At 64.6% G+C, this 23,822-nt stretch carries 18 protein-coding genes; 12 read left to right on the top strand and 6 right to left on the bottom strand.

The window, feature by feature from the left end:
- Positions 1 to 9 precede the first annotated feature (9 nt).
- Positions 10 to 918 carry a LysR family transcriptional regulator gene (locus K0F85_RS03500; RefSeq protein WP_257572501.1) on the bottom strand — a complete coding sequence of 303 codons (909 nt, stop codon included), beginning with the start codon at positions 916 to 918 and terminating at the stop codon, positions 10 to 12.
- Positions 919 to 1,048: 130 nt separating this feature from the next.
- On the opposite strand from K0F85_RS03500, the gene K0F85_RS03495 reads away from it, so the two are divergent.
- The 12 genes from K0F85_RS03495 to K0F85_RS03440 all read left to right on the top strand — a co-directional run bounded on the left by K0F85_RS03495 (position 1,049) and on the right by K0F85_RS03440 (position 17,650).
- A complete protein-coding gene (locus K0F85_RS03495; protein WP_219114582.1) occupies positions 1,049 to 1,915 on the top strand; it encodes an aldo/keto reductase family oxidoreductase in 867 nt (288 codons plus the stop codon).
- Positions 1,916 to 1,971: 56 nt separating this feature from the next.
- On the top strand, positions 1,972 to 2,433 hold the full coding sequence (locus K0F85_RS03490; RefSeq protein ID WP_219114581.1) for a MarR family winged helix-turn-helix transcriptional regulator: 462 nt from the start codon (positions 1,972 to 1,974) through the stop codon (positions 2,431 to 2,433).
- Positions 2,434 to 2,598: 165 nt separating this feature from the next.
- Positions 2,599 to 4,974 (top strand): M1 family metallopeptidase, encoded by a 2,376-nt coding sequence (locus tag K0F85_RS03485; RefSeq protein WP_219114580.1) that lies wholly within the window; start codon positions 2,599 to 2,601, stop codon positions 4,972 to 4,974.
- Complete coding sequence (locus K0F85_RS03480) at positions 4,971 to 5,459, top strand: DUF6702 family protein (RefSeq protein ID WP_219114579.1); 489 nt, start codon at positions 4,971 to 4,973, stop codon at positions 5,457 to 5,459. Before K0F85_RS03485 ends, K0F85_RS03480 begins: the two co-directional genes overlap by 4 nt.
- 22 nt (positions 5,460 to 5,481) lie before the next feature.
- On the top strand, positions 5,482 to 7,518 hold the full coding sequence (locus tag K0F85_RS03475) for a TonB-dependent receptor (RefSeq protein WP_219114578.1): 2,037 nt from the start codon (positions 5,482 to 5,484) through the stop codon (positions 7,516 to 7,518).
- A 103-nt stretch (positions 7,519 to 7,621) separates the two neighbouring features.
- Complete coding sequence (locus tag K0F85_RS03470; RefSeq protein ID WP_219114577.1) at positions 7,622 to 8,356, top strand: 2OG-Fe dioxygenase family protein; 735 nt, start codon at positions 7,622 to 7,624, stop codon at positions 8,354 to 8,356.
- A 142-nt stretch (positions 8,357 to 8,498) separates the two neighbouring features.
- Positions 8,499 to 9,860, top strand: a complete 1,362-nt coding sequence (locus K0F85_RS03465) for a hybrid sensor histidine kinase/response regulator (protein WP_219114576.1) — start codon at positions 8,499 to 8,501, stop codon at positions 9,858 to 9,860.
- Positions 9,861 to 10,124: 264 nt separating this feature from the next.
- Positions 10,125 to 10,853: a CerR family C-terminal domain-containing protein gene (locus K0F85_RS03460; RefSeq protein WP_219114575.1), complete on the top strand. Its 729-nt coding sequence runs from the start codon at positions 10,125 to 10,127 to the stop codon at positions 10,851 to 10,853.
- Positions 10,850 to 12,265, top strand: coding sequence for an efflux transporter outer membrane subunit (locus tag K0F85_RS03455; protein WP_257572500.1), 1,416 nt, complete (start codon positions 10,850 to 10,852; stop codon positions 12,263 to 12,265). Before K0F85_RS03460 ends, K0F85_RS03455 begins: the two co-directional genes overlap by 4 nt.
- Positions 12,266 to 12,278: 13 nt before the next feature.
- Positions 12,279 to 13,421, top strand: coding sequence for an efflux RND transporter periplasmic adaptor subunit (locus tag K0F85_RS03450; RefSeq protein WP_219114574.1), 1,143 nt, complete (start codon positions 12,279 to 12,281; stop codon positions 13,419 to 13,421).
- A 9-nt stretch (positions 13,422 to 13,430) separates the two neighbouring features.
- Positions 13,431 to 16,547, top strand: a complete 3,117-nt coding sequence (locus tag K0F85_RS03445; protein ID WP_219114573.1) for an efflux RND transporter permease subunit — start codon at positions 13,431 to 13,433, stop codon at positions 16,545 to 16,547.
- A 131-nt stretch (positions 16,548 to 16,678) separates the two neighbouring features.
- Positions 16,679 to 17,650, top strand: coding sequence for a hypothetical protein (locus K0F85_RS03440; RefSeq protein ID WP_219114572.1), 972 nt, complete (start codon positions 16,679 to 16,681; stop codon positions 17,648 to 17,650).
- Positions 17,651 to 17,669: 19 nt separating this feature from the next.
- On the opposite strand, the gene K0F85_RS03435 is transcribed toward K0F85_RS03440, so the two are convergent.
- The 5 genes from K0F85_RS03435 to K0F85_RS28550 form a co-directional block, all read right to left on the bottom strand.
- Positions 17,670 to 18,410 carry a tetratricopeptide repeat protein gene (locus K0F85_RS03435; protein WP_219114571.1) on the bottom strand — a complete coding sequence of 247 codons (741 nt, stop codon included), beginning with the start codon at positions 18,408 to 18,410 and terminating at the stop codon, positions 17,670 to 17,672.
- A gap of 108 nt (positions 18,411 to 18,518) precedes the next feature.
- Positions 18,519 to 19,916, bottom strand: coding sequence for an efflux transporter outer membrane subunit (locus K0F85_RS03430; protein ID WP_219114570.1), 1,398 nt, complete (start codon positions 19,914 to 19,916; stop codon positions 18,519 to 18,521).
- On the bottom strand, positions 19,913 to 21,121 hold the full coding sequence (locus tag K0F85_RS03425; protein WP_257572499.1) for an HlyD family secretion protein: 1,209 nt from the start codon (positions 21,119 to 21,121) through the stop codon (positions 19,913 to 19,915). Before K0F85_RS03425 ends, K0F85_RS03430 begins: the two co-directional genes overlap by 4 nt.
- Positions 21,108 to 22,802 (bottom strand): MFS transporter, encoded by a 1,695-nt coding sequence (locus K0F85_RS03420; protein WP_219114569.1) that lies wholly within the window; start codon positions 22,800 to 22,802, stop codon positions 21,108 to 21,110. Before K0F85_RS03420 ends, K0F85_RS03425 begins: the two co-directional genes overlap by 14 nt.
- 196 nt (positions 22,803 to 22,998) lie before the next feature.
- Positions 22,999 to 23,822: catalase-related domain-containing protein (locus tag K0F85_RS28550; protein WP_257572498.1), on the bottom strand; the 824-nt coding region annotated here is incomplete at its 5' end.

Raw genomic sequence — 23,822 nt, 5'->3', positions numbered from 1 at the left:
CTACGGAAGCTACGCAAAATTGGCTTGCACGAAGTCGATGAAGGCGCGCAGCGGCGCGGGCAGGTGGCGCCGGCCTGCATAGTACAAAAACGGGCCGGGAAAGGGCATCGCCCAGTCTTCCAGCACGGGCTGCAGCTGGCCCGCATCGACATACGGCTGCAGCCACTCTTCAAACAGATAGACCAGTCCATGGCCGGCGATGGCCATGCTGACCGCGAAGTCGGCCGCCGTCGGCGTGACGATCACGGGGCCGTCCGGCTCGACGCTCACTTTCTGCCCATCCCGCTCGAACTCCCACGCTGGAATCGCGCCACTGAGGAATTTTCCCAGCAGGCAGGCGTGCTGCAGCAAGTCGCGCGGATGCACGGGCACGCCGCGCTGCGCCAGGTAGGACGGCGCGCCAGCCACCGCGAAGCGCTGCGTGCGCGGGCCGATCGGGATGGCGATCATGTCCTGCTCCAGCCTTTCGCCATAGCGGATGCCGGCGTCGCAGCCGCTGGCGACGACATCGACAAAATTATTATCGACCACCAGTTCGACGCTGATCTGCGGATAGGCACACAGGAACTGGTCGACCATGGGCTGCAAAAAGAAGCGTGCCGCGTTGACCGGCACGTTCAGACGCAAAGTGCCGCGCGGGCTGTCGCGCAAGTCGTTCAGCACATCGAGCGCGCTACTCACTTCATCCAATGCCGGGAGCAAACGGCTCAGTAGCAACGCGCCGGCAGCCGTCGGCGTGACGCTGCGCGTGGTGCGTTCCAGCAGGCGAATGCCCAATTGCTGCTCCAGCCGCCGCAGCGCCTCGCTCATGGCGGATGCGGACTGGCCGCTGGCGCGCGCGGCCTGGCGAAAACCCCGGTGCCTGGCCACCAGGGCAAAGGCGGAAAGGTCGGCCATGGAAGGGCTGGCTGAATGCATGAGGAGAGCTTTCATGGCGTACGATTGTGCATAATTAAGGACAGCCTGTGCTGTATTGACCCGATTATCATACAGCGCAAGCGCCGCTACCATGGTTGCTCCAGTCCCCGACCACCACACAGGAGCTCCCATGACCAGCTATTCTCCCACCCGGCATCAATTCACGCCCGCCCATTGCGACATCGTTTTCAACCGCGTCGGCTACGGCGCCATGCAACTGGCTGGCCCGCACGTCTGGGGCCCGCCGAAGGACCGCGCCGCTGCCGTCGCCGTGCTGCGCGAAGCCATCGAACTGGGCCTCAACCATATCGACACCTCGGACTTTTACGGCCCGCATGTCACCAACCAGATCATCCGCGAAGCGCTGCATCCGTATCGCGACGGCTTGAGCATCGTCACCAAGGTCGGCTTCGTGCGCGGCGCCGACCAGTCCTGGCTGCCGGCCGCATCGCCACAGCAACTGCGCGACGCCGTGCACGACAACCTGCGCAACCTGGGCCTGGACGTGCTCGATGTGGTGAACCTGCGCGCGCCGGGCATGGCCGGCCCCGACGGCTCGTCACTTGCCGAGCCGCTGGCCACATTGGTGCAGCTGCAACGGGAAGGCCTGGTGCGCCATATCGGCCTGTCCAATGTCGATGCCGGCCAGGTGGCAGAGGCACAGCGGCTCAGCCCCATCGTCTGCGTGCAGAACCACTACAACCTGGCGCACCGCGCGGACGATGCGCTGATCGACACGCTGGCCGCGCAAGGCATCGCCTATGTTCCCTTCTTCCCCCTGGGTGGCTTTTCTCCGCTGCAGTCCGATACCCTGAACCAGGTGGCGGACGCCATGCAAGCGACGCCGATGCAAGTGGCGCTGGCCTGGCTGCTGCAGCGCGCGCCCAATATGCTGGTCATTCCCGGCACCTCGTCGGTGGCGCATCTGCGCGAAAACATCGCGGCCGGCGCGCTCGGGCTCGACTCGCAGGCGCTGGCGGCATTGAACACCATGTAAGGCGCCAGACAGTGAGGTCGCTTGCAACTAAGTAGCGCACTATATATACTGTGACCATGGATACCACCACCGCCCCCAACCCCTTGCACCAGGTGCCGCGCCTGGATGGCCAGCTGTGCTTTGCGCTGTACTCGACCTCGCTTGCCATGAACAAGCTGTACCGCAAGCTGCTGCGCAAACTCGGCCTGACCTATTCGCAGTATCTGGTGATGATGGTGCTATGGGAGCGCGATGGCCTGACGGTGTCGGAAGTGGGCGAGCGCCTGTTCCTCGACTCGGCCACCCTGACGCCCTTGCTCAAGCGCATGGAGCAATCGGGCCTGTTGACGCGCACGCGCGCCGCCAGCGACGAGCGCCAGGTCATCATTTCCCTCACGCAACAGGGCGACCAGCTGCGCCATGACGCCGCCCTGCTGCCCGAGGCCATCCTGGCGGCCAGCCACTGCAGCGTGGAGCAGGTTGTGGACATGAAACAACAGCTGAACCGCTTGCGCGACAGTCTGATGAAAAGTGAGTAAAAGCGCCGCTTTTCCGAGCAAAATCAGGTAAAGCATCTCCCTGACAGCGGCAGGCAAAAGCTGGCGCAAAGTGCGCCTTTCTTTATTACAAATCGATACAAGGCTGGGCCCACCCTGCGTATAGAATAGTTGCCACTATTTCCTTACAACAACATCAGGGTGACCATGCGCATACCTTTCGGCTCCGTAGCCTCGTTGGCTTTGTGCTTTACCGTGTCGGCCTTCGCCGCCGAACCATTCGACGACAAGTTCCGCCAGCTTGAAGAGGTGCTGCCCACCCCGAACACCTATCGCACCGCGTCAGGCGCGCCGGGCCACGCCTACTGGCAGCAGCGCGCCGACTACACCATCCACGCCACCCTGGACGAGGCCAAACGCGAGATCGCCGGCAGCGGCAGCATCACCTACCATAACCAGTCGCCCGACACGCTCGGCTACCTGTGGCTGCAACTGGACCAGAATATCTACCAACCCGGTTCCGACGCACGTCGCATGACCACGGCGCCCTCGCGCCAGGCGTGGGCCAAAACGACCGGCGACGAGACCATGAAGTTCGAAGGCCTGCGCGGCATCCTGGCGCGCGGCGACTTCCAGGGCGGCTTCCATATCCGCCGCTTGACAGGCGCGGACGGCCAGCCCCTGAAATACGTTATCAACCGCACCATGATGCGCATCGACTTGCCGCAGCCCTTGAAACCGGGCCAGGATTTCGTCTTCCAGATCGACTGGGATTACCGCATCAATGAACAGAAGGTGCTGGGCGGACGCGCCGGCTATGAAGTCTTCGACGACAAGAACGCCCTGTTCGAAGTGGCGCAGTGGTTCCCGCGCATGGCAGCCTATTACGATGCGGCCGGCTGGCAGCACAAGCAATTCCTCGGCTCGGGCGAATTCACCCTGGAATTTGGCGACTACGACGTGCAGCTGACGGTTCCTGCCGACCATGTCGTCGCCGCCACGGGCGCACTGCAAAACCCGCAGGAGGTGCTGTCGGCCACGCAGCGCGAGCGCCTGGACAAGGCCCGCAGCAGCGACAAGCCCGTCATCATCGTCACGCAAAAAGAGGCGGAAGCGGCCGAAAAAACCGTCAGCCGCGCACAAAAGACCTGGCACTTCAAGGCGACCAACGTGCGCGACTTTGCCTGGGCATCGAGCCGCAAGTTCATCTGGGATGCGCAGGGCTACAAAAAGGGCGGCAGCGATGTAATGGCCATGTCCTACTATCCGAAAGAAGGCAATCCGCTGTGGGAAAAGTACAGCACGCAAGCCATCGTGCACACGATCGAACAGTACAACAAGTACAGCATAGCCTACCCGTACCCGACGGCCATCTCCGTCAACGGCCCCGTGGGCGGCATGGAGTACCCGATGATCTCGTTCAACGGCCCCCGGCCGGTGAAAGACAAAAAGACGGGCGAGCTGACCTACTCCAAGCGCACCAAGTATGGCTTGATCGGTGTGATCATCCACGAGGTGGGCCACAACTACTACCCGATGATCATCAACTCGGACGAGCGCCAATGGACGTGGATGGACGAAGGCCTCAACACCTTCGTGCAATACCTGGCGCAGCAGGCATGGGAAGAGAACTACCCGGCCTCGCGCGGCGAGCCGCGCGAGATCGTCGACTACATGCGTAGCCGCGACCAGGTGCCCATCATGACCAATTCCGAGTCACTACTGCAGTTCGGCAACAACGCTTACGCCAAGCCGGCGGCGGGCCTGAATATCCTGCGCGAGACCATCCTCGGGCGCGAGCTGTTCGACTACGCCTTCAAGGAATACGCGCAGCGCTGGAAATTCAAGCGCCCCACGCCGGCCGACTTTTTCCGCACCATGGAAGACGCTTCCGGCACGGACCTGGACTGGTTCTGGCGCGGCTGGTTTTATACCACCGATCCGGTCGACATCAGCATCGATGGCATCAGCGAATACGGCGTGAGTTCAAAAAATCCCGAAACGGAAAAAGCCTGGAAGAAGGCGCAGAAGGACGCCCAGCCGGAATCGGTGACGAGCCGCGCCAACAAGGGCATGCCGCGCCGCGTCGACGCGCATCCGGAGCTGAAGGATTTCTACAACCAGCACGACGATTTCACCGTCACCAACAAGGACCGCAACAGCTATGCCGAAGCGCTGGCCGCTCTGGAACCGTGGGAAAAGGACTTGCTGAAACAGGGCAAACACCTGTACCTGGTCGACCTGTCGAACCTGGGCGGCATGGTCATGCCCCTGATTCTCGAGATCGAACTGAAAAGCGGCAAGAAGTACGTCGAGCGCGTGCCGGCCGAAGTGTGGCGCTACTCGCCGAGGAAAATCACCAAAGTCGTCATCACGGATGAACCGATGGTGGGCCTGGTGCAGGACCCGTATTGGGAAACGGCCGATATCGACACCAGCAACAACGCCTGGCCAAGAAAAATCACGCCATCGCGCCTGGAACTGTTCAAGAGCGAAAAATCGCCCAAGGATAACCTGATGCGCGATTTTCAAACGCCGTTGAAAGGCAAGAACGGCGGCTCGGCCAAGGGCGACGAGGCATGAAGCGCTGGCGCACGTTCGCGGCAAGCCTGCTGGCCAGCGCCTGCATGGCGGCCCACGCCCACAATTTTCACATGGGCATCGCCGACATCAGCTATAACGCGGCCAGCGGCAGCACGGAAGTGGTGCACACCTACACGGGCCACGACGTGGAATCGCTGCTGACGAATCTGTACCAGCGCCAGTTCGACCTGGGCCAGGAAGACAGCGAAGCGGCCCTGCGCCGCTATGTCGAAAAACAGTTTTACCTCGTGGCGCCGGACGGCAAGCGCCTGCGCCTGAACTGGGTCGGCATGAAGGTCAATGCCGACAACGTGGTGATCTTCCAGGAGATCGAACGCACGCGCCTGGCCCCCGCCACGCGCATCCACAATCAGTTGCTGATCGACTTCCTGCCCAGCCAGCGCAATACCCTCAACGTGCAGGACAGCGGCTCCATCCAGACGCTGATTTTCGACCGCCAGAACACGGAATTGCCGATCCGCTAAGCCCGGACACCCCCCTCCCCCCATGACACCACGCTCTCTTCCGCTCCTACTCGCCATCCTGTTTTCACCTGCCGCCGCCCACGCCGACGACATCTTCCAGCGCGTGCTGGTCGACGGTTCGCGCCTGAACCAGCTGGGCGTGGCCGATTCGGCCAACGCGGGCAGCGTCACGCAACAGCAGCTCGACGCGCGCACCAGCTACCGGCCCGGCGAATTGCTGGAAGCCGTGCCGGGGCTGATTGTCAGCCAGCATAGCGGCGAAGGCAAGGCCAACCAGTTCTATCTGCGCGGCTTCAACCTCGATCACGGCACGGACTTGCGCACCACCGTCGACGAGATGCCCGTCAACCAGCGCAGCCATGGCCACGGACAGGGCTGGACGGACCTCAACTTCCTGATCCCCGAACTGGCCATGCGCCTCGATTACAAAAAGGGGCCGTATACGGCGGCGCAAGGTGATTTTTCCTCGGCCGGCACGGCCTCCGTCGTCTATGCGAACCGCCTGACCCAGGGCATCGCCAGCGTGGGCATCGGGCAAAACGGCTTTCGCCGCGCCCTGCTGGCCGACACACTCGATGCAGGCGACGGCAGTCTGCTGTACGCGCTCGAAGCGCAGCATAGCGATGGCCCGTTCACGCAGCCGGACCGCTACCGCAAGCTCAATGGCGTGTTGCGCTACAGTGCAGGCTATGCCAACAACGGCTTCAACGTCACGGCCATGGCGTACGACGCCAGCTGGCATGCCACCGACCAGATTCCGCTGCGCGCCGTGCAGGATGGCACGCTGGGCCGCTTCGACGCCATCGATGCCAGCGACGGCGGCAAGGCGCAGCGCTACAGCCTGTCGGCCGCCTGGCGCCAGACGACGGACGACGTGTCGTCCAAGGTCAGCGCGTATGTGATCGCCAATCGCCTGGCCCTGTTCTCGAATTTTACGTATGCGATGGACGACCCAGATAACGGCGACCAGTTCGCCCAGCCCGACCGGCGCGTGACATCCGGCCTGGATGCCAGCCACACCTGGCACCGCCACACGGACAGGGGCGGCAGCGACACCACCGTCGGCCTGCAACTACAGAACGACAATATCCACAATGGCCTGTACAACACGCGGCAACGGCAGATCGTATCGAGCACGCGGCAAGACCATCTCGTCGAAACCAGCATCGGCGTGTATGCCGAAAACAGCACGCGCTGGTCGCAATCGCTGCGCAGCGTGGCCGGCCTGCGCGCGGACGCCTACCGCTTCGACGTGCGCAGCGACCGCGCCGCCAATTCGGGCACGGCCAGCGACCATTTGTTCAGCCCCAGCCTGAGCGTAATCGCCGGACCGTGGCGCGAGACGGAAGCGTATGTCAACATAGGCAATGGTTTTCACAGCAACGACGCGCGCGGCACGACGATCACGGTCGACCCGAAGACGGGTGCAGCGGCCGCCAAGGTCACGCCCCTGGTACGCTCGCGTGGACTGGAACTGGGCTTGCGCAGCGCCGCCATCACCGGTCTGCAAACGTCGCTGTCGCTGTACCGCCTGGACTTCGATTCCGAGCTGCTGTTCATCGGCGACGCCGGCGCCACCGAGGCGGGCCGCCCCAGCCGCCGCTATGGCATCGAGTTTTCCAGCTACTACAAGGCCGCCCGCTGGCTGTCGCTGGACCTGGACCTGGCATATGCGCGGGCCCGCTCGCGCGGCAGCGAGCCGGCGGGCGACTTCATCCCCGGCGCCATCGAAGGCGTGGCCCAGCTGGCCCTGACGGTGACGCCGCGCGGGCCGTGGTCGGGCTCTTTGCGCCTGCGCTACTTCGGCCCGCGCCCTCTGATTGAAGACAACAGCGTGCGCTCCGCCGCCAGCGTGGGCTTGAACGGGCGCATCGCCTACCAGTTCGACAAGACCTTGCGCCTGGAAGTCGAAGGCTACAACCTGGCCAACCGGCGTGATTCGGCCATCGATTACTACTATGCCTCGCGCCTGCCCGGCGAGGCGCAGCCGGTAGACGATATCCACTTCCATCCGGTGGAATCGCGCTCGCTGCGCATGACCCTGGTAAAGAATTTTTAACGCAACAGGAATAATTCTTATCGTACTGCACAGTAAACGTCACGAAGTCGTAGAATGCCAGGCTGGATAAACTGAGACAGGCCGCGTTGCGGCCCGCACCGCCATGAGCAATTCCGCACCGATCTTTACCGACCCGTCCCACCTCAAGGACGCCTTGCGCGATGACGGCTATGCCGTCTTGCGCCCGCAGGATGTGGCCGCGCTGGCCGGCTGCCCGCTGGCCGCGCTGCGCGCGCTGGAACCGAGCTGGGATACCCTGGCGCTGGACAATTACCTGAAGGATGGCGGCCGCTATCGCCGCCGGCGCCACTCGTGCTTCGTGCAGGATGGCGAGCGCCTGACGCAGACGGCGCACCGTCCGCACTGGCAGCCGGTGGAGTACAACGCCCTGCACGGCGGCATGCACCGCCTGTTCGAACCGGTCGAAGCGGCGATCGTCGCCCAGGCGGCCTGGCAACAACTGATCCGCGCGCTGGGCGACGTCTGCTCGCAGGTCAAGGGCCGCCAGCCCTGGTTCATCGAAGCGCACCAGTTCCGCATCGATACGACCGATGGCATCGGCCGCCCTACGCCGGAAGGCGCGCACCGCGACGGCGTCGATTTCGTCGCCGTGCTGCTGATCGGGCGCGCACAGATCAAAGGCGGCGAGACGCGCATCTTCGAAGCGGACGGCCCCAACGGCAAGCGCTTTACCCTGACCGAGCCATGGTCGCTGCTGCTGCTCGACGACGCCGCCGTCATCCATGAATCGACGCCGATCCAGCCCCTGGGCGATCATGGCCACCGCGACACCCTCGTGCTGACCTATCGCGCAGGCCAGTTCCAGGGCGAGAATTAACCGTTGGCCACAGCATTCCCTGTGGCCAAAATAGTTACTTGGAAGTTACTTTTGCAGACCTAAATCCGATATAGTCACAGGATGTCGATATTGCGCGCTCACCGCGCCCAGCATCACCACACTGAAATCCTAGGAGAGGTCTGTGGACTCCAACAACCAAATCAAGCCTGACGAAATCGAGATCCTGATCGTCGAGGACAGTCCGACCCAGGCGGAGCGCTTGCGCCGCCTGATCCAGTCGCTGCACTACAACGCGCGCGTGGCGGCGAACGGCCAACTGGCCCTGGCCGCCATCCGCGAGCGCAAGCCGCACCTGGTGCTGTCCGATATCGTCATGCCTGAAATGAATGGCTACGACCTATGCCGCGCCATCAAGTCCGATCCGACCCTGCGCGACATTCCCGTGATCCTCGTCACCTCGCTCAACGACCCGAAGGACATCATCCGCGGCATAGAGTGCGGCGCCGACAATTTCATCCGCAAGCCCTACGCGGAAGACTATCTGCTCAACCGCATCAGCCACATGCTGATGAACCAGAAGCTGCGCAAGAACCAGAACGTTGAAATCGGCATCGCCCTGTACCTGGGCGACCAGAAGCATTTCATCAATGCGGAGCGCCAGCAAATCCTCGATTTGCTCATTTCCACGTATGAACAGGCGGTGCAGGTCAACGGCGAACTGCAGGCGCGCGAACGCCAGGTGATCGAGCTGAACATGCGCCTGGCGCACCATGCGGCCGAACTGGAAACCATCAACCGCGAAATCGCCCTGAAAAACCTGGAACTGGCCGAGGCGAGCCGCATGAAGTCGGCCTTCATCGCCAATATGTCGCATGAACTGCGCACGCCGCTCAATGCCATCATCGGCTTCACGGGCGCGCTGCTGATGAAACTGCCCGGCCCCCTGACGTCCGACCAGGACAAGCAGCTCAACACCATCCGCGCCAGCGCGCGCCATCTGCTCTCGCTGATCAACGACATCCTCGACGTGGCCAAGATCGAGGCGGGCAAGCTGACCCTGTCGATCGAACCCGTGCACTGCCAGGAACTGATGACGGAAGTGGCAGACACCCTGCGCCCCCTGGCCCAGCAAAAAGGCCTGGCGCTGGAAATGGCGCTGGGAGAAGCGGGCCAGCCGCCCGCCATCATCGACACGGACCGCCGCGCGCTGACGCAAATCCTCATCAACCTGCTCAACAACGCCATCAAGTTCACGGAACAGGGCACGGTGCGCATCAGCCTGGCCCAGCGCGAGGAAGACGGCGTGCTGGTGACGGAAATGAGCATCGCCGACAGCGGCGCCGGCATCAAGGAAGAAGACCAGGCCAAGCTGTTCCAGGCTTTCTCGCAACTCGATTCCACTTCTACGCGCCACGTGGAAGGCGCGGGACTGGGCTTGTACCTGTGCCAGAACCTGGCCAACGCCATCGGCGGTGCCCTGTTCTTCAATAGCGACTACGGTTCCGGCAGCACCTTTACGCTGGCCCTGCGCAGCAAGGCCTGAGCGTCTGTGCGCCGCAGCATAAAATATGGATTTTTTGCCATCTCAAACGGACCAATACCGTATTTCTACGGTATTGCACTGCACCATTTTCAGCGCTATAGTAGATCTGTCTCCTCCAATTCGTTCTCCGAACATTGGATTTAGCCCGCGATTACAACCGCGGGCTTTTTTTTGCCTGCGTTTTTCATTTTCTTCATCATTCCTTAACTAAATCAAACGATTTAGTTATATCAATCGTTTGAGATATGTGATTAAATCTCCGGCATGATTGAAAAAAACACTAGCCCAACATCCCATGCCGACGACGGACGCAAGCCCCGTTCCGATGGAGAACAGTCGCGCGAGCGGCTGCTGCATAGCGCCATCCGCCTGTTTGCCGAGCAAGGCTACGCCAAGACGTCCACGCGCGAACTGGCGCAGGCGGCCGGCACGAACGCGGCCGCCATCAGCTACTATTTTGGCGACAAGGCGGGCCTGTACCGCGCCGCCTTCTCCCATCAATTATCTAATCCACAAGACAATATCGCCCTGTACGAGCAGCCCCACTTCACCCTGCGCCAAAGCCTGGAAGGCTTTTATGCGCAATTGCTCGCCCCAATGCAGCAGGGCGAGATCGCGCGCGACTGCATGCGCCTGTGGTGCCGCGAAATGCTCGAACCCACGGGCCTGTGGGCGCGCGAGGTCGACCAGAACATCCGTGCCGAACACGAGGCGCTCGCGCGCGTGCTGGCGCGCCACTTGGGCGCACCCGACAACAGCGACGACATGCACCGCCTGGCGTTTTCCATCGCTTCGCTGGCCCTGCAGCACATGGTCGGCGCCGAGGTGCTGCAAACCTTGCGTCCGCAATTGCTGGAATCGCCGCACGCCATCGACACCTGGCTGGCGCGCATGACCGACTACGCGCTGGCCATGGCCGACGTGGAGCGCCGGCGCCTGGCCATTCCTCCCTCTACCCCCACCACTCAACGACAAGCAGAAGGACCAGCATGACGACTATTCTATGCACCGTTCAACGCGTCCTGGCCGCCAGCATCCTGCTGGCGCTGGGCGGTTGCGCCCTGCAGGGGCCGCCCGCAGCGGTGGCAGCCAGCGCGCCCGCGCAGTGGCAGGCGCCGCTGCCGCATAACGGCAAGCTGACAGACCTGGCCAGCTGGTGGCAGGACCAGGGCGACAGCCTGCTGGTGGAATTGATCACCGATGCGCAGCAGGTCAGCCCGACCATCGCCGCCGCTGGCACGCGCATCATGCAGGCGCGCGCGGACAGCATCGCCAGCGGCGCCGCGTTGACGCCCGCGCTCGATGCGACGGGCAGCGTGGTGCGTACCAGCCAGCAGTCGGCCCAGCCCAGCGGCACCACCTCGCAGGCAGCGTTGCAAGCGTCGTGGGAAATCGATGTGTTTGGGGCCAGGCGCGCCACGCGCGATGCGACGCAGGAGCGCTACGACAGCGCGCGCGCTGGCTGGCATGAGGCGCGCGTCTCGGTCGCTGCCGAAGTGGCAAACCAGTACTACGCCTTGCGCACCTGCCAGCAATTGCTGGCAGTGTCCGATCAGGATGCCGTCTCGCGCCGCGACTCGGCACGCCTGACGGAACTGAGCGCCGGCGCCGGCTTCCAGCCACCCGCCAACGCGGCGCTGGCCCGCGCCAGCGCCGCCGAAAGCGCCAGCCGCACCATCGAACAGCGCGCCGCCTGCGATGTGAATGTCAAGGCACTGGTGGCCCTGTCGGCCATGCCGGAAACGTCGCTGCGCCAGAAGCTCGCAGCCAGCCCTTTTGTTGCGCCCTCGCCCGTGGCGATTGCGCAACTGCCGGCGCAAACCCTGGCCCAGCGTCCCGACATCTACAGCGCCGAACGCGAAGTGGCGGCCGCCAGCTTCGAAGTGCGCGGCGCGCAGGCGCAGCGCTATCCGCGTCTGAGCCTGGCCGGCTCCATCGGCAAGGGCAATATCCGCGCTGGCGGCACCAGCATCACGGCCAGCACCTGGAGCATCGGCCCGCTGGCCGTCAGCCTGCCCATCTTCGACGGCGGCACCCGCCGCGCCCAGGTCGATGCCGCCACGGCGCGCTACGCCGAAGCCGTGGTGAAATACCGCGCCGGCGTGCGCCAGGCCGTGCGCGAAGTGGAAGAGGCGCTGGTCAAGCTGGCCAGCACGGAAGAGCGCAGCGGCCATGCCAAAACGGCCATGGAAGGCTACCGCGTGTCGTTTGTCGCCACCGAAGAACGCTACAAGAATGGCCTGGCCAGCCTGCTCGAACTGGAAGACGCGCGCCGCACGCGCCTGGCCGCCGAAAACACCGTGGTCAACCTGGAGCGCGAACGCAGCGCCGCCTGGGTGGCGCTGTACCGCGCCGCCGGCGGCGGCTGGAACAGCAGCAGCGCCATCGCCAACAACGCACCTTGACGGATACGACAACATGAAAAGACTGACCTTGAAACCGATGGCGCTCTCCCTGGCCACCCTCCTTGTGGTACTGGGCGCCGGCGTTACCCTGTACGCCCCCTCCTCCACGGCGGCCGACGACGCCAAAGACAAGAACGCGGCACAAAAACCCGCCCTCACCGTCACCACTGCCAAGCCGAAAACGGCCAGCTTGCCCATCAAGCTGAAGGCCAACGGCAACGTGGCCGCCTGGCAGGAAGCCGTCATCGGCAGCGAATCAAACGGCTTGCGTCTGACGGACGTGCGCGTCAATGTCGGCGACGTCGTGCGCGCCGGCCAGGTGCTGGCCGTCTTCTCGAACGACACGGTGAACGCCGACGTGGCGCAGGCGAAAGCGGCCGTGCTGGAAGCGCAAGCAAATGCGCTTGAGGCGGCCGCCAACGCGCAGCGCGCCCGCTCGCTGCAAAGCACGGGCGCCATCAGCGCGCAGCAGATCAGCCAATACCTGACGGCAGAACAGACGGCCAACGCGCGCATCGCGTCCGCCAAGGCACAGCTGGCGTCGCAGCAGCTGCGCCTCAAATACACGCAGGTGCTGGCGCCCGACAGCGGCATCATCTCTTCGCGCTTGGCCACCGTCGGCTCCGTCGTGGGTGCCGGCACGGAACTGTTCCGCATGATCCGCCAGGGCCGCCTGGAGTGGCGCGCCGAAGTGACGGCCACCGAGCTGCTGAATTTGAAACCGGGCACATTGGCGCAGGTCAAGGCGGCCAACGGCAGCGTTTTGACGGGCAAGGTGCGCATGATCGCCCCCACGGTCGACCCGCAGACGCGTTACGCCCTCGTGTACGTGGATCTGCCGGCCAGCACAGGCAACAATGCGCCGTTCAAGGCCGGCATGTACGCCAGCGGCGAATTCGAACTGGGCACCTCGGGCGCGCTGACGGTGCCGCAGCAGGCGATTGCCGTGCGCGACGGCTTCAGCTACGTCTTCCGCCTGAATGCCGACCAGCGGGTCAGCCAGATCAAGGTGCAGGCCGGGCGGCGCCTGAGCGACCGCATCGAGATTGTCGCCGGCATCACGGCCGACACCACCATCGTCGTCAGTGGCGCGGGCTTCCTCAATGACGGCGACCTGGTGCGTAATGTTGCAACCCCGGTCGCGCCAAAAAAATAGGAAGCGAACATGAATTTTTCCTCCCTCTCGATCAAGAATCCGATCCCGGCCATCATGCTGTTCGCGCTGCTGACCCTGGCCGGTCTACTGGCCTATAAAGCCAATCCGGTGCAGGATTTTCCGGACATCGAACTGCCCATCGTCACCGTCAGCGCAGCACTGCCCGGCGCCGCGCCGGCCCAGCTGGAAACGGAAGTGGCGCGCAAGATCGAAGATTCCGTGGCCACCCTGCAAGGCGTGAAAAACATCTACACCAAGGTGCTCGATGGCGTCGTCACGGTGACCGTCGAATTCATCCTGGAAAAGCAGATCGCCGAAGCCGTCAACGATGTGCGCGACGCCGTCGCGCGGGTCAAGGCCGACATGCCGGCCGAGCTGCGCGACCCCACCGTCACCAAGGCGTCCACGGCAGGCAGGGTGGTGCTGACCTTTATCGCCACGGCGAAACCGGGCGTGGACAATCCGCTCGACGCGCCCGACCTGTCCTGGTTCGTCGACAATACAGTGGCCAAGCGCCTGCTGACCGTTCCCGGCGTAGGCGCCGTCACCCGCGTGGGCGGCGTCTACCGCGAGATCCAGGTGGAACTTGACGAGGCGCGCATGGCGGCGCTGAAGGTCTCGGCCCTCGACGTCTCGCGCCAGCTGCGCCTGGTGCAGCGCGAAGCGCCCGGTGGCAGGGGCGACATCAGCGGCGCAGAACAGTCGGTGCGCACCATCGCCACCGTCAAGACGGCCGATGAATTGTCGCGCGTGGAAGTGCCGCTGCCGGACGGACGCCATGTGCGCCTGGACCAGGTGGCAACCGTGCGCGACACGATCGCCGAACCGCGTGCGCTGGCCGAGCAGGATGGCAAGACCGTCGTCGCCTTTGAAGTGTTCCGCACCAAGGGCGCCAGCGAAGTGGCCGTCGCCAGGGGCGCGCGCGACGCCATCGCCGACCTGCAAAAGGAAAATCCCAACGTGGTGCTGCAGCAGTCGATCGACAATGCCTTCCCCGTCGAGGAAAACTTCGACGGCTCGATGGAACTGCTGTACGAAGGCGCGCTGCTGGCCGTGCTGGTGGTGTGGTGGTTCCTGCGCGACTGGCGCGCCACCCTGGTGGCCGCTGCCGCCCTGCCGCTGTCCGTGATGCCGGCTTTCCTCGGCATCTACTGGTTCGGCTACACGCTCAATACCGTCACACTGCTGTCGCTGGCCCTGGTCGTCGGCGTGCTGGTCGATGACGCCATCGTGGAAATCGAAAACATCGAACGCCATCTGCGCATGGGCAAGTCGCCCATGCAGGCGGCCATGGAAGCGGCCGACGAAATCGGCATGGCGGTCATCGCCACCACCTTCGCACTGGTGGCCGTGTTCCTGCCGACGGCCTTCATGAGCGGCATTCCCGGCCTGTTCTTCAAGCAGTTCGGCTGGACGGCCGTGCTGGCCGTGCTGGCCTCGCTGGTCGTGGCGCGACTGCTCACGCCGATGATGGCGGCCTATATATTGAAACCGCTGCCGCACAAGGAAGAACAGGATGGCTGGCTGATGACGCGCTACCTGACGGTCATGCGCTGGTGCCTGAAGCATCGCGGCATCACGGCCATCGCTGCGGCACTGTTCTTTGTCGGCGCCATCGCGCTCGTGCCGCTGCTGCCGACGGGCTTCGTGCCGGCCGCCGACCGCGCGCAGACGCAGATCAACCTGGAACTGCCGCCCGGCTCCACTTTGGACGAAACACAGGCAGTGGCAGCCATGGCGCGCGACGCGGCCATGCGCACGCCGGGCGTCAAGGGCGTCTTCAGTTCGATTGGCGGCGGCTCCAGCGGCGATGCCTTCGCCCCCGGCGCGGCGGCCGAGGCGCGCCGCGCCGTGCTGACCCTGACCACCGTGCACCGCACCGAGCGCAAGGAATCGATGGCGCAGCTGGAAACGCAGCTGCGCCACAAGCTCGATACGATCCCCGGCGCCCGCTTCACGGTGGGGCCGCCCGACACTGGCGTCAAGATGCAGCTGGTGCTGCGCTCGGAAGACCCGGTGGCGCTGATGGCATCGGCGCAAAAGGTCGAGCGTGAGCTGCGCGGCCTGAAAGGCATCGGCAACGTCAATTCCAGCGCCTCGCTGGTGCGCCCGGAAATCATCGTGCGCCCTGATTTCGCCAAGGCGGCCGACCTGGGCGTGACGGCGGCAGCCATCGGCGAAACGGTACGCGTGGCCACGGCCGGCGACTATGACACGGACCTCACCAAAATGAACCTGCCCGAGCGGCAGGTGCCGATCCGCGTCAAGCTGCCCAACAGCGTGCGCGCCGACCTGGCCGCCATCGAACGCCTGACGGTGCCCGGCAAGAATGGCCCCGTGCGCCTGGCGACTGTGGCCAGCGTGACGATGGAAAGCGGCCCGGCGCAGATCGACCGTTTGAACCGCAGCCGCAACGTCACCCTCGACGTGGAACTCGGTTCGCGCACGCTCGGGGAATTGAACGAGGAGGCGCGCGCGCTGCCATCGATGAAGAATTTGCCGCCGTCCGTGAAGATCGCCGAACTGGGCGACGCGCAGGAGATGGCCTCGCTGTTCGCCAGCTTCGGCCTGGCCATGCTGATCGGCGTGCTGTGCATCTACTGCGTGCTGGTGCTGCTGTTCAAGGACTTCATGCAACCGGTGACGATCCTGGCGGCGCTGCCGCTGTCGATCGGCGGCGCTTTCGTGGCCCTCCTGATCACGGGCAGCGCCCTGTCGATGCCGTCGATGATCGGCCTGATCATGCTGATGGGGATCGTCACCAAGAACTCGATCCTGCTGGTCGACTATGCGATCCTGGCGCGCCAGGCCGGCATGAACCGCTTCGATGCGCTGGTCGACGCCTGCCACAAGCGCAGCCGCCCCATCCTGATGACGACGATCGCCATGGGCGCCGGCATGATGCCGCTGGCGCTGGGCTGGGGCGCCGACCCCAGCTTCCGCTCGCCGATGGCCATTACCGTCATCGGCGGCCTGATCACGTCGACTCTACTCAGCCTGTTGGTGGTGCCGGCGGTGTTTACCTACATCGACGACCTGGAGCACCTGCTCAAGCGCGGCGTGGCCAGACTGCGCCGCCAGAAAGCGCCGCTGCGACGCGATGACAAGGTGGCGCTGGAAAAATAGGCGCCGCCATCGTTTGCAAAATCGCCCCCTGCGGGCAAGGAAGCGAAGGACCGGCCAGCAGGCCGCGCTCCCTCGCTTCCATCTATCTGGCATACTGCGCCCATTCTCCATGAACGCAATCTGCCCTGCCTATGAATTACCGCACCCCGCTCGTCCTGCTACTGGTCTCCGCACTGCTCGGCGCCTGTTCGGACAAGACCGCCCCCGCCAGCACCGACCTGGCAGCTGACGTGGCAGCCGATGTCCCCACCGTCGCTGACGAGACGGCACCGGCCGAACACGTGCCGCCGCCGGCGGCGACCGCGCCCAGGACGGAAGCGATGAACACGCCGCAGGCGCGCGAGCTCGAAGCGGGCCTGATGCGCGCCGTCTTCGGCAAGGACTACCGCAGCGACAGCGACGATGCACTGGCCGACCTGTCCGATCCCGATAATCACGTCGACAAGCTCAGTTACGTGGTCAGTGCCGTCAGCCACAAGCTGCTGCCCGATGGCCGCGCCATCCTGGTGGCGAATGCGGAAACGGCCAACACGGAAGGCACGGCCGAATCGGCACATGCCTCGTCGGGGCTGTTGAACGTCTTTTTCCTGGCGCCCAAGGGCCAGCCGGAATCGGGCCAGTGGCAAGTCGTGAAACGGCTGGAAAACATTGCCGCCCTGGGATCCTCGGGGCAGCTCGGCGAAGTGCACTGGGTCATGCTGGGCGCGAACAAGCCGGGACTGGCGATCCGCCATGGCTATACAGGCCAGGGTTACACCATCACGCAACTGGCCCTGTTTGACATCGGCGACGGCAAAGTGACCGCGCTCGATGGCGGCATCGACCTGTACTCGGACAATATGGGCGCCTGCACGCCAGACATGGACGAGTGCTGGATGGTCGAAGGCAAGTGGCGCTTCGCGCCAGCGCGCAATGGCGGCGCCTACGATGACTTGCTGATCGATTTCAAGGGTGCCTCCGAGAAGATCAAGCCCGGCGTCACGGTCAAGCCGGACGAAGACCCACCCCGCATCGCCACGCCCCTGAACGGCCACGCGCGCTATGGCTTCGATGGCAAAGGTTACAAATTAGTCGAGGGCAAGAATACGGTGCCGGGCGTCTGAGCGTGGCACCGTCATGCCGCTACCTGCGCGCCGCCTCCAGGCGCGCCAGCAGCGGCGCATACATGGCACGCGTATGGCTGCTCCAGCGGGCCATGGCGTTGTCGATATCGAGCAGCAGGCGTTCCGACAGGACCTTGTCACCCTGCTGCAGGGCCCAGATCGCGCACTCGGCGCGGCACTCGAAGCTGTTGTAGCGCGTCAGCGCATCGTCGAATTCCGCCTTCGCTTCCGCCTGGCGCCCGCTTTGCGCCAGCGCGCGCGCCGTCAGCAGGGACACCATCTCGGGACGGAAATGAATGTCTCGGCGGCGGATGAATTCCAGGTGCGTCAGTGCTTCGGCGCCCCGTTCGCATTCCAGGTAGGCGCGTGCCGCGCCCAGGCGAATTTCCAGGTCAGATGAAAATGCTCCCTGCAGGCAGGCTTCATACGTCGATGCCGCTTCCTGCGCATCACCCGCTTCGAGCAGCGCACTGGCCAGGCGCATCTGGTTTTGCGCCGTCGGCGTGTACTCGAAGGCAGCCTTCGCCTCGCGCAATTCGCGGTTCGGATCGAGCACCTGCACGGCCACTGACGCGACCTTGCGCGCGCCTTGCGGCAGGCGCGAATTGGGCAGGTAGATGGCGAAGAAATACACCACGCTGCCCAGCAGCGGGAACATGAATAAAATGAGCAGCCAGTACAGCTGCTGCCCGTTGCGCACCACGTGAATCGCAAAAAATACCGCGATCAGAATGTGGATGCCTATGCCAAAAATCGTCATGCTGCGACCTCGTAAGTTCGTGATGGCAGCGGCTGGCACCATGCCGCCGCTTTCCCAGGCCAGAATATTACACCGGCCGCAGAAAACGGCCGCACCGTGCATGCGCGCCTATTGCGTCTTGGCCAACCAACCGCCGCCCATGGCCCGGTACAGGTCGACCGATGCGACGAGGATGCGCGTCTTCAGCTGCAGCAGTCCCACGTCGGCGCTGTACAGGGTGCGCTGGGCATCGAGTTCTTCCAGGTATGAGGCGTAGCCATTGCGGTAGCGGTTGTGCGCGATGCGCAAGGTGTCCGCCGCCGTGGCGCGGCGCGCATCGTTTTCCACTGCTTGCTGCCGCAGACGGTAGATGGCGCCCAGGCTGTTCTCCGTCTCCGCGAAGGCATTGCGCACCACGTTTTCATAGGTGTACGCGAGCTGGTCACGCTGCGCGCCGGCCGTATCCGTCTGCGCCTGCACGCGGCCGCCGTCGAACAGGGGACCGGCCGCCAGCGCCGTCAGGCGCCACAGGGCTGTCGGCGCATGCAGGAAATCGGTGAGTGTCGTGGCTTGTCCGCCGCCCACGGCCGTCAGCTTGAACGAAGGCAGCAACTGGTCGCGCGTGGCGGCCAGGCTGGCGTTGGCGGCCGCCAGATTATGTTCTGCGCGCGCGATATCGGGCCGCCGGCGCAGCAATTCGGACGGCAGGCCGGCCGGCACGCCAGGCGCCACCAGCTCGGCCAGCGGCAAGCCGCGCGCGATGGCGCCGGGATTGCCGCCGACGAGGACGGCCAGCGCGTTTTCCTGCTCGAATATCTGCCGCTGCAGCTGCGGCACCTGCTCGGCCGCCGCATGGTATTCCGATTGCGCCTGCAGCCATTCCAGGCGCGAGCTGTAGCCAACCTCGAACTGCTTGCGCGCCAGCTCGCGCGACTGTTCGCGCAGCTGCAGGGTCGATTGCGTCAGCGCCAGCTGCGCATCGAGTCCCCGCAGGTTCAAATAGGCCGTGGCCACGCTGGCGGCGATCGACAGGGCCGCCGCATCGAGGCTGGCCTGTTCGGCGCGGTAACTCTCGTCCGCCGCATCGTTCAGACTGGCCAGCCGGCCCCACACATCGATTTCATAACTGGCCTGCAGTTCCGCCTGGAAAACATTCGTCACATACGGCTTGCCGTTGTAGGCCAGGGTGCGCGTGCGCGTGGGTGAACCGTCGAACGCCAGGTTAGGCGCGCGGTTCGCATCGGCCTGCGCCAGGCGCGCGCGGTATTCCTGCACGCGAGCGCGCGCCACGCGCAAGTCACCATTGCGCGCCAGCGCTTCTCCCACCAGGTCGCTCAGGACGGGGTCGCCAAACGCCTGCCACCACAGCTGCTCCACATGCGCGCCAGTTGCGGACAGCGCGCCGCCCCCGCCCTGCGCCCGCCAGCCGGATGGCAGTTGCAGGGCCGACGCAGGTTGTGGCGGCGCCTTGGCAGCGCAGCCGGCCAGCACCAGCACGGCGGCCATCAAGCATGCGCGGCGCGTCATGGCTTGGCCTTCGCGGGCGCCTTCTTCGGCGGCGGCGCCGGGTTCTCCGCCGAGTCATTCAGTACGGCCGAGGTGTCGACACTGACCACCACTGACATGCCAGGCACGAGGCGGCGCGCATTCGCCTGCCCCGCATCGATGCGGATGCGCACGGGAATACGCTGGGCAATTTTGAGGTAGTTGCCCGTCGCATTATCGGCCGGCAGCACGGAAAACTCGGAACCGGTGGCCGGCGAGATGCGCTCGACCTGGCCCGTCAGCACGGCGCCGTCGAGCGCATCGACGTGGAAGGTGACGCTCTGCCCTTCCTGCACGCCGTTCATTTGCGTTTCCTTGAAATTGGCGATGAGCCACATCTGTCGCGGCACCAGTGCCATCAATTGCGCACCGGAGTTCACGTACGCGCCCTGGCGCACCGTCACCTGGCCCAATTGGCCATCGGACGGCGCCACGATGCGCGTGTTATCGAGGTCGATCCTGGCCGCCTTGACGGCCGCCTGCGCGTTGGCCACGGCCGCTTCCAGGGCCTGCTTGTTGAGCACCACGCTATGCACGCTTTGCTGGGCGATGTCGAGATTGGCCCTGGCTTGCGCCAGCGCAGCCGCCATCTGCGCCTGCGTGGCGCGCGACTGGTCATGTTCGCGCTGCGACAGGGAACCATCAGCCACCAGTTGTTCCACGCGATGCAGGTCGGCGCTGGCCTTGCGCGCCTGCGCTTCCGCGTTGGCCAGCGCCGCTTCGCTGACGGAAATACCCGATTGCGCGCTGGCCTTTTGCTGCGCCCAGTTCGACAGCGCCGCCTGTTGCGCCGCCAGCTGTGCCTGCGCCTGCTCGTAGCGCTGCTGGTAGATGCGGTCGTCGATGCGCACCAGAAGCTGGCCCTCCTTCACATCCATGAAATCCTGCACCGTCACTTCCACCACATAGCCCGACAGCTGCGTACCGATGATGGTCACCTGTCCCCGCACGGTGGCGTTTTCCGTCGTCACGACGGGACTGGTGAACGGCGGCAAACGCCACGCATACAGCACGATCAGCACACCCACCAGGGCCACGGCGGCAAAGGCCAGCGCGGACAGCCACTGGTGACGCCGGTCCGGCTGCGGCGGCGTGCTGCTCGCCGCAGGCGCTGGCGCAGGTGGCGCTGCAGGCGCGGAGGTCGGTGCAGGTGTCGGTGCTGGCGGCGTGGTGTTATTTTCTGTCATTGCTCGGTTCCGAATTGGTAATGGGGACGATGGCCATCGCCGTCTGTGCATCGCTCACGGGGCCGACCAGGCGACGCGCGCCGGTGGTGATGCGGGTCCAGGACTGACTGACCAGCATCCAGATCAAGGTAGCGATGGCGACGCCGGCGATCAGCAAAAAAACGTCGTTGTAGGCCAGTACATTGGCTTCGCGCGTGGCGATGGCGCCCAGGCGCGCCACGCCCTGGGCGCTGCGCAAGGTGGGGTCCATCAGCACGCCGCCGTAGCTTGCAGCACCCGACTGCACGCGCGCGGCCACCTGCGGGTCGAGCATGGTCAGGTGCTCGACCAGGTAGCTGGAATGGTATTTTTCGCGCGCCGTCTGGATGGTGCCGACGATGGCCGCCCCGAGCAAGCCGCCCAGGTTCTGCGTCATGGTAAACATCACGGAAAAACTCACCAGGTTACGCGGCTCGGCGATCACGGCGCCCATGCCGGCCACCATGGTGGGGCCGAGGAAATAGGTACCGCCAAAGGCCAGCAGGAATTGGCTGACATACATGTTGACAGGGCGCGTCTGGCTGGTGGCGTGCGCGTCGATCAGGGCGCCGGCAGCAATCAGCAGCAGCGCGAACATCAGCGAACGGTGGAGGGTCGCAGGATTGATCGTCAGCGCGCTGACCACCAGGCCCGCCACGCTGCCCACGAGTACCACGATGAACAGGTTCTGCATCTGGTCCGTGTTCAAGCCCAGCGCCTGCAGGAAGCCGACCGCCCCCGTCGATTCGGACAGCACGATGCGAAACAGCAGCACGGATAAAAACAGCTTGGCGATCTTGCCCGTGGTGAGCCAGCGCGTATTGAGCAGGGGACGCGCGCGGTTATGCTCGATGGCCAGCGCGGCGGCGATCAGCACGATGGCGCACGCCAGGCACACACCCACCCACTCGGACTCCACCCACCACGCCGTGCGCCCCTGTGCCAGCACGGCGCACAGCAGGGCCACGCCGGGCGCGAAGAGGATGAAGGTGAGGAAATCGAGCGGCTCGAACGTCTGCAAGCGGTCGCCGGGCGGCAGTTTCAGGGCCAGCACGCAACCCAGCGCCAGCAAGGCCAGTCCCAGTTCGAACAGGTACAGGCCATGCCATTCGCCGATCTGCAGCAGTTCCGAAGTAAAGATGCGCGCCAGCGGCAAGGCCAGCTGGGCAAAGCCCAGGCCAAACACCACACCTTTCAGCCGGTGCCGCGCGGGAAACGCCTGCAAGGTGTAGTACAGCCCCAGCACGCCCAGCGCGCCACCCACCATTCCATGCGCGGCGCGCACGGCGATCGCCGAGGGCAAGGTATTGGCATACAAGTGGGCGAACGTCACCAGCGCATACAGCACCAGGAACGCTTCGGTAAACAGGCGCAGGCCGAATTGCTGGCGGAACTTCACCAGCAGCAGATTCATGGACACGATGGTCATCACGTAGGCGGCCGGCAGCCACTGCATCTGGTAGGCATAAGCGCCCAGTGAACCTTGCAGGTTCAGCAAATTGGCCGTCACCAGGCCATTGCCGAAGCCGCCCGTCAGCGCGACGAGCAGACCGACGATGAAATACGCGACACGCTTGGGCGTCGAATGTTCGGGCATCGATGGCGACCCGGGCAAGGTCGGGCGTTCGCCCGGCCCCCAGGTGCGAGGTGTGTACTTGTCCATGCAGTAATCGCGATCCGGTTTGCTGAAGCCGTTCTTTGCTGCTGTTATAGAAATAGTTGCAAATGAACAGTTCTAGTCAGCAGCATATCACCGCAGGACGTTTTTATTGTTTACATTGCTGCATGGCGTTGCGCACGCAGGGCAAACAGGGTATCGACGGGGCCGGAGTATCCGGCCCCTGCGCTGATGCAAGCGCTTACACGCGCGGTGGGTCCGTTTCACGCGCAAACGACCGGTGCGCGGCCAGCGCCTCTTTAAAGGCCAGCACGGCTTTCACCACGTCGCCGGAAGGCGCGACGATGATGGCGGGGTCCGGCTTGCCATCGGGCAGGGTCGTCGGCACGCCAGCCTTGTCCAGCAAGCCTTTGCCGGTGCCGACGGCCAGCATCGGCTTGCCGTGGCGGTGTTGCAGTCGCAGGAAATCGAGCGCGTTGGCGTCGCCGCCCAGCTGCTGTACGGCGCCCTGGCCGTCCGGCACCACGACGGCGTCGAACAGCACGGACGGTCCCGCCTCGAACGAAATTTCCACGTCGAGCGGCGCGCCGCCGCTGGTGTCGGCTTTCCCCAGGTCGCTGCCCACCAGGCGCGGCACCGCGCCGTCGGCCAGCAGCGCGGCATAGATGCTGCGCACCTGTGCGCCATCGTTGCCCGGCCCCACCAGTATGGCGACGTGCAAGGTATGGATGCCCGTCTGGCCGGGGCGGAAAAAGAGCGACAGGGCCGGCGACGGCCGATAGCTGGGCACGGACAGCGACGGGTTGAGAGGCATAGCGGGCGGCAGCGCCAGGCCCAGTGCATCGGCCAAGCGCTGCGCCAGGGTGTCGTCGACATTGCGCAGCATGGCGACGATGCGCTGGCGAATCGCCACCGTCTGCACCTTGCTCAGTTCAAAGCGGAACGCCTGCACGATATGGTCTTGTTCGACCGGCGTCTGGCTGATCCAGAACAGGCGCGCCTGGCCATAGTGCTCGGCGAATTTCTCGGGCTTGCCGCGCACCTTGTCGCCTTCGCTCGCGGCGG

Origin of the sequence: Janthinobacterium sp. UMAB-56 (assembly GCF_900095265.1) — a bacterium.
Taxonomy (GTDB): Bacteria; Pseudomonadota; Gammaproteobacteria; order Burkholderiales; family Burkholderiaceae_D; genus Janthinobacterium.
Note: the sequence above shows the minus strand (reverse complement) of the source record. Positions and strands in the feature narration are given on the sequence as shown.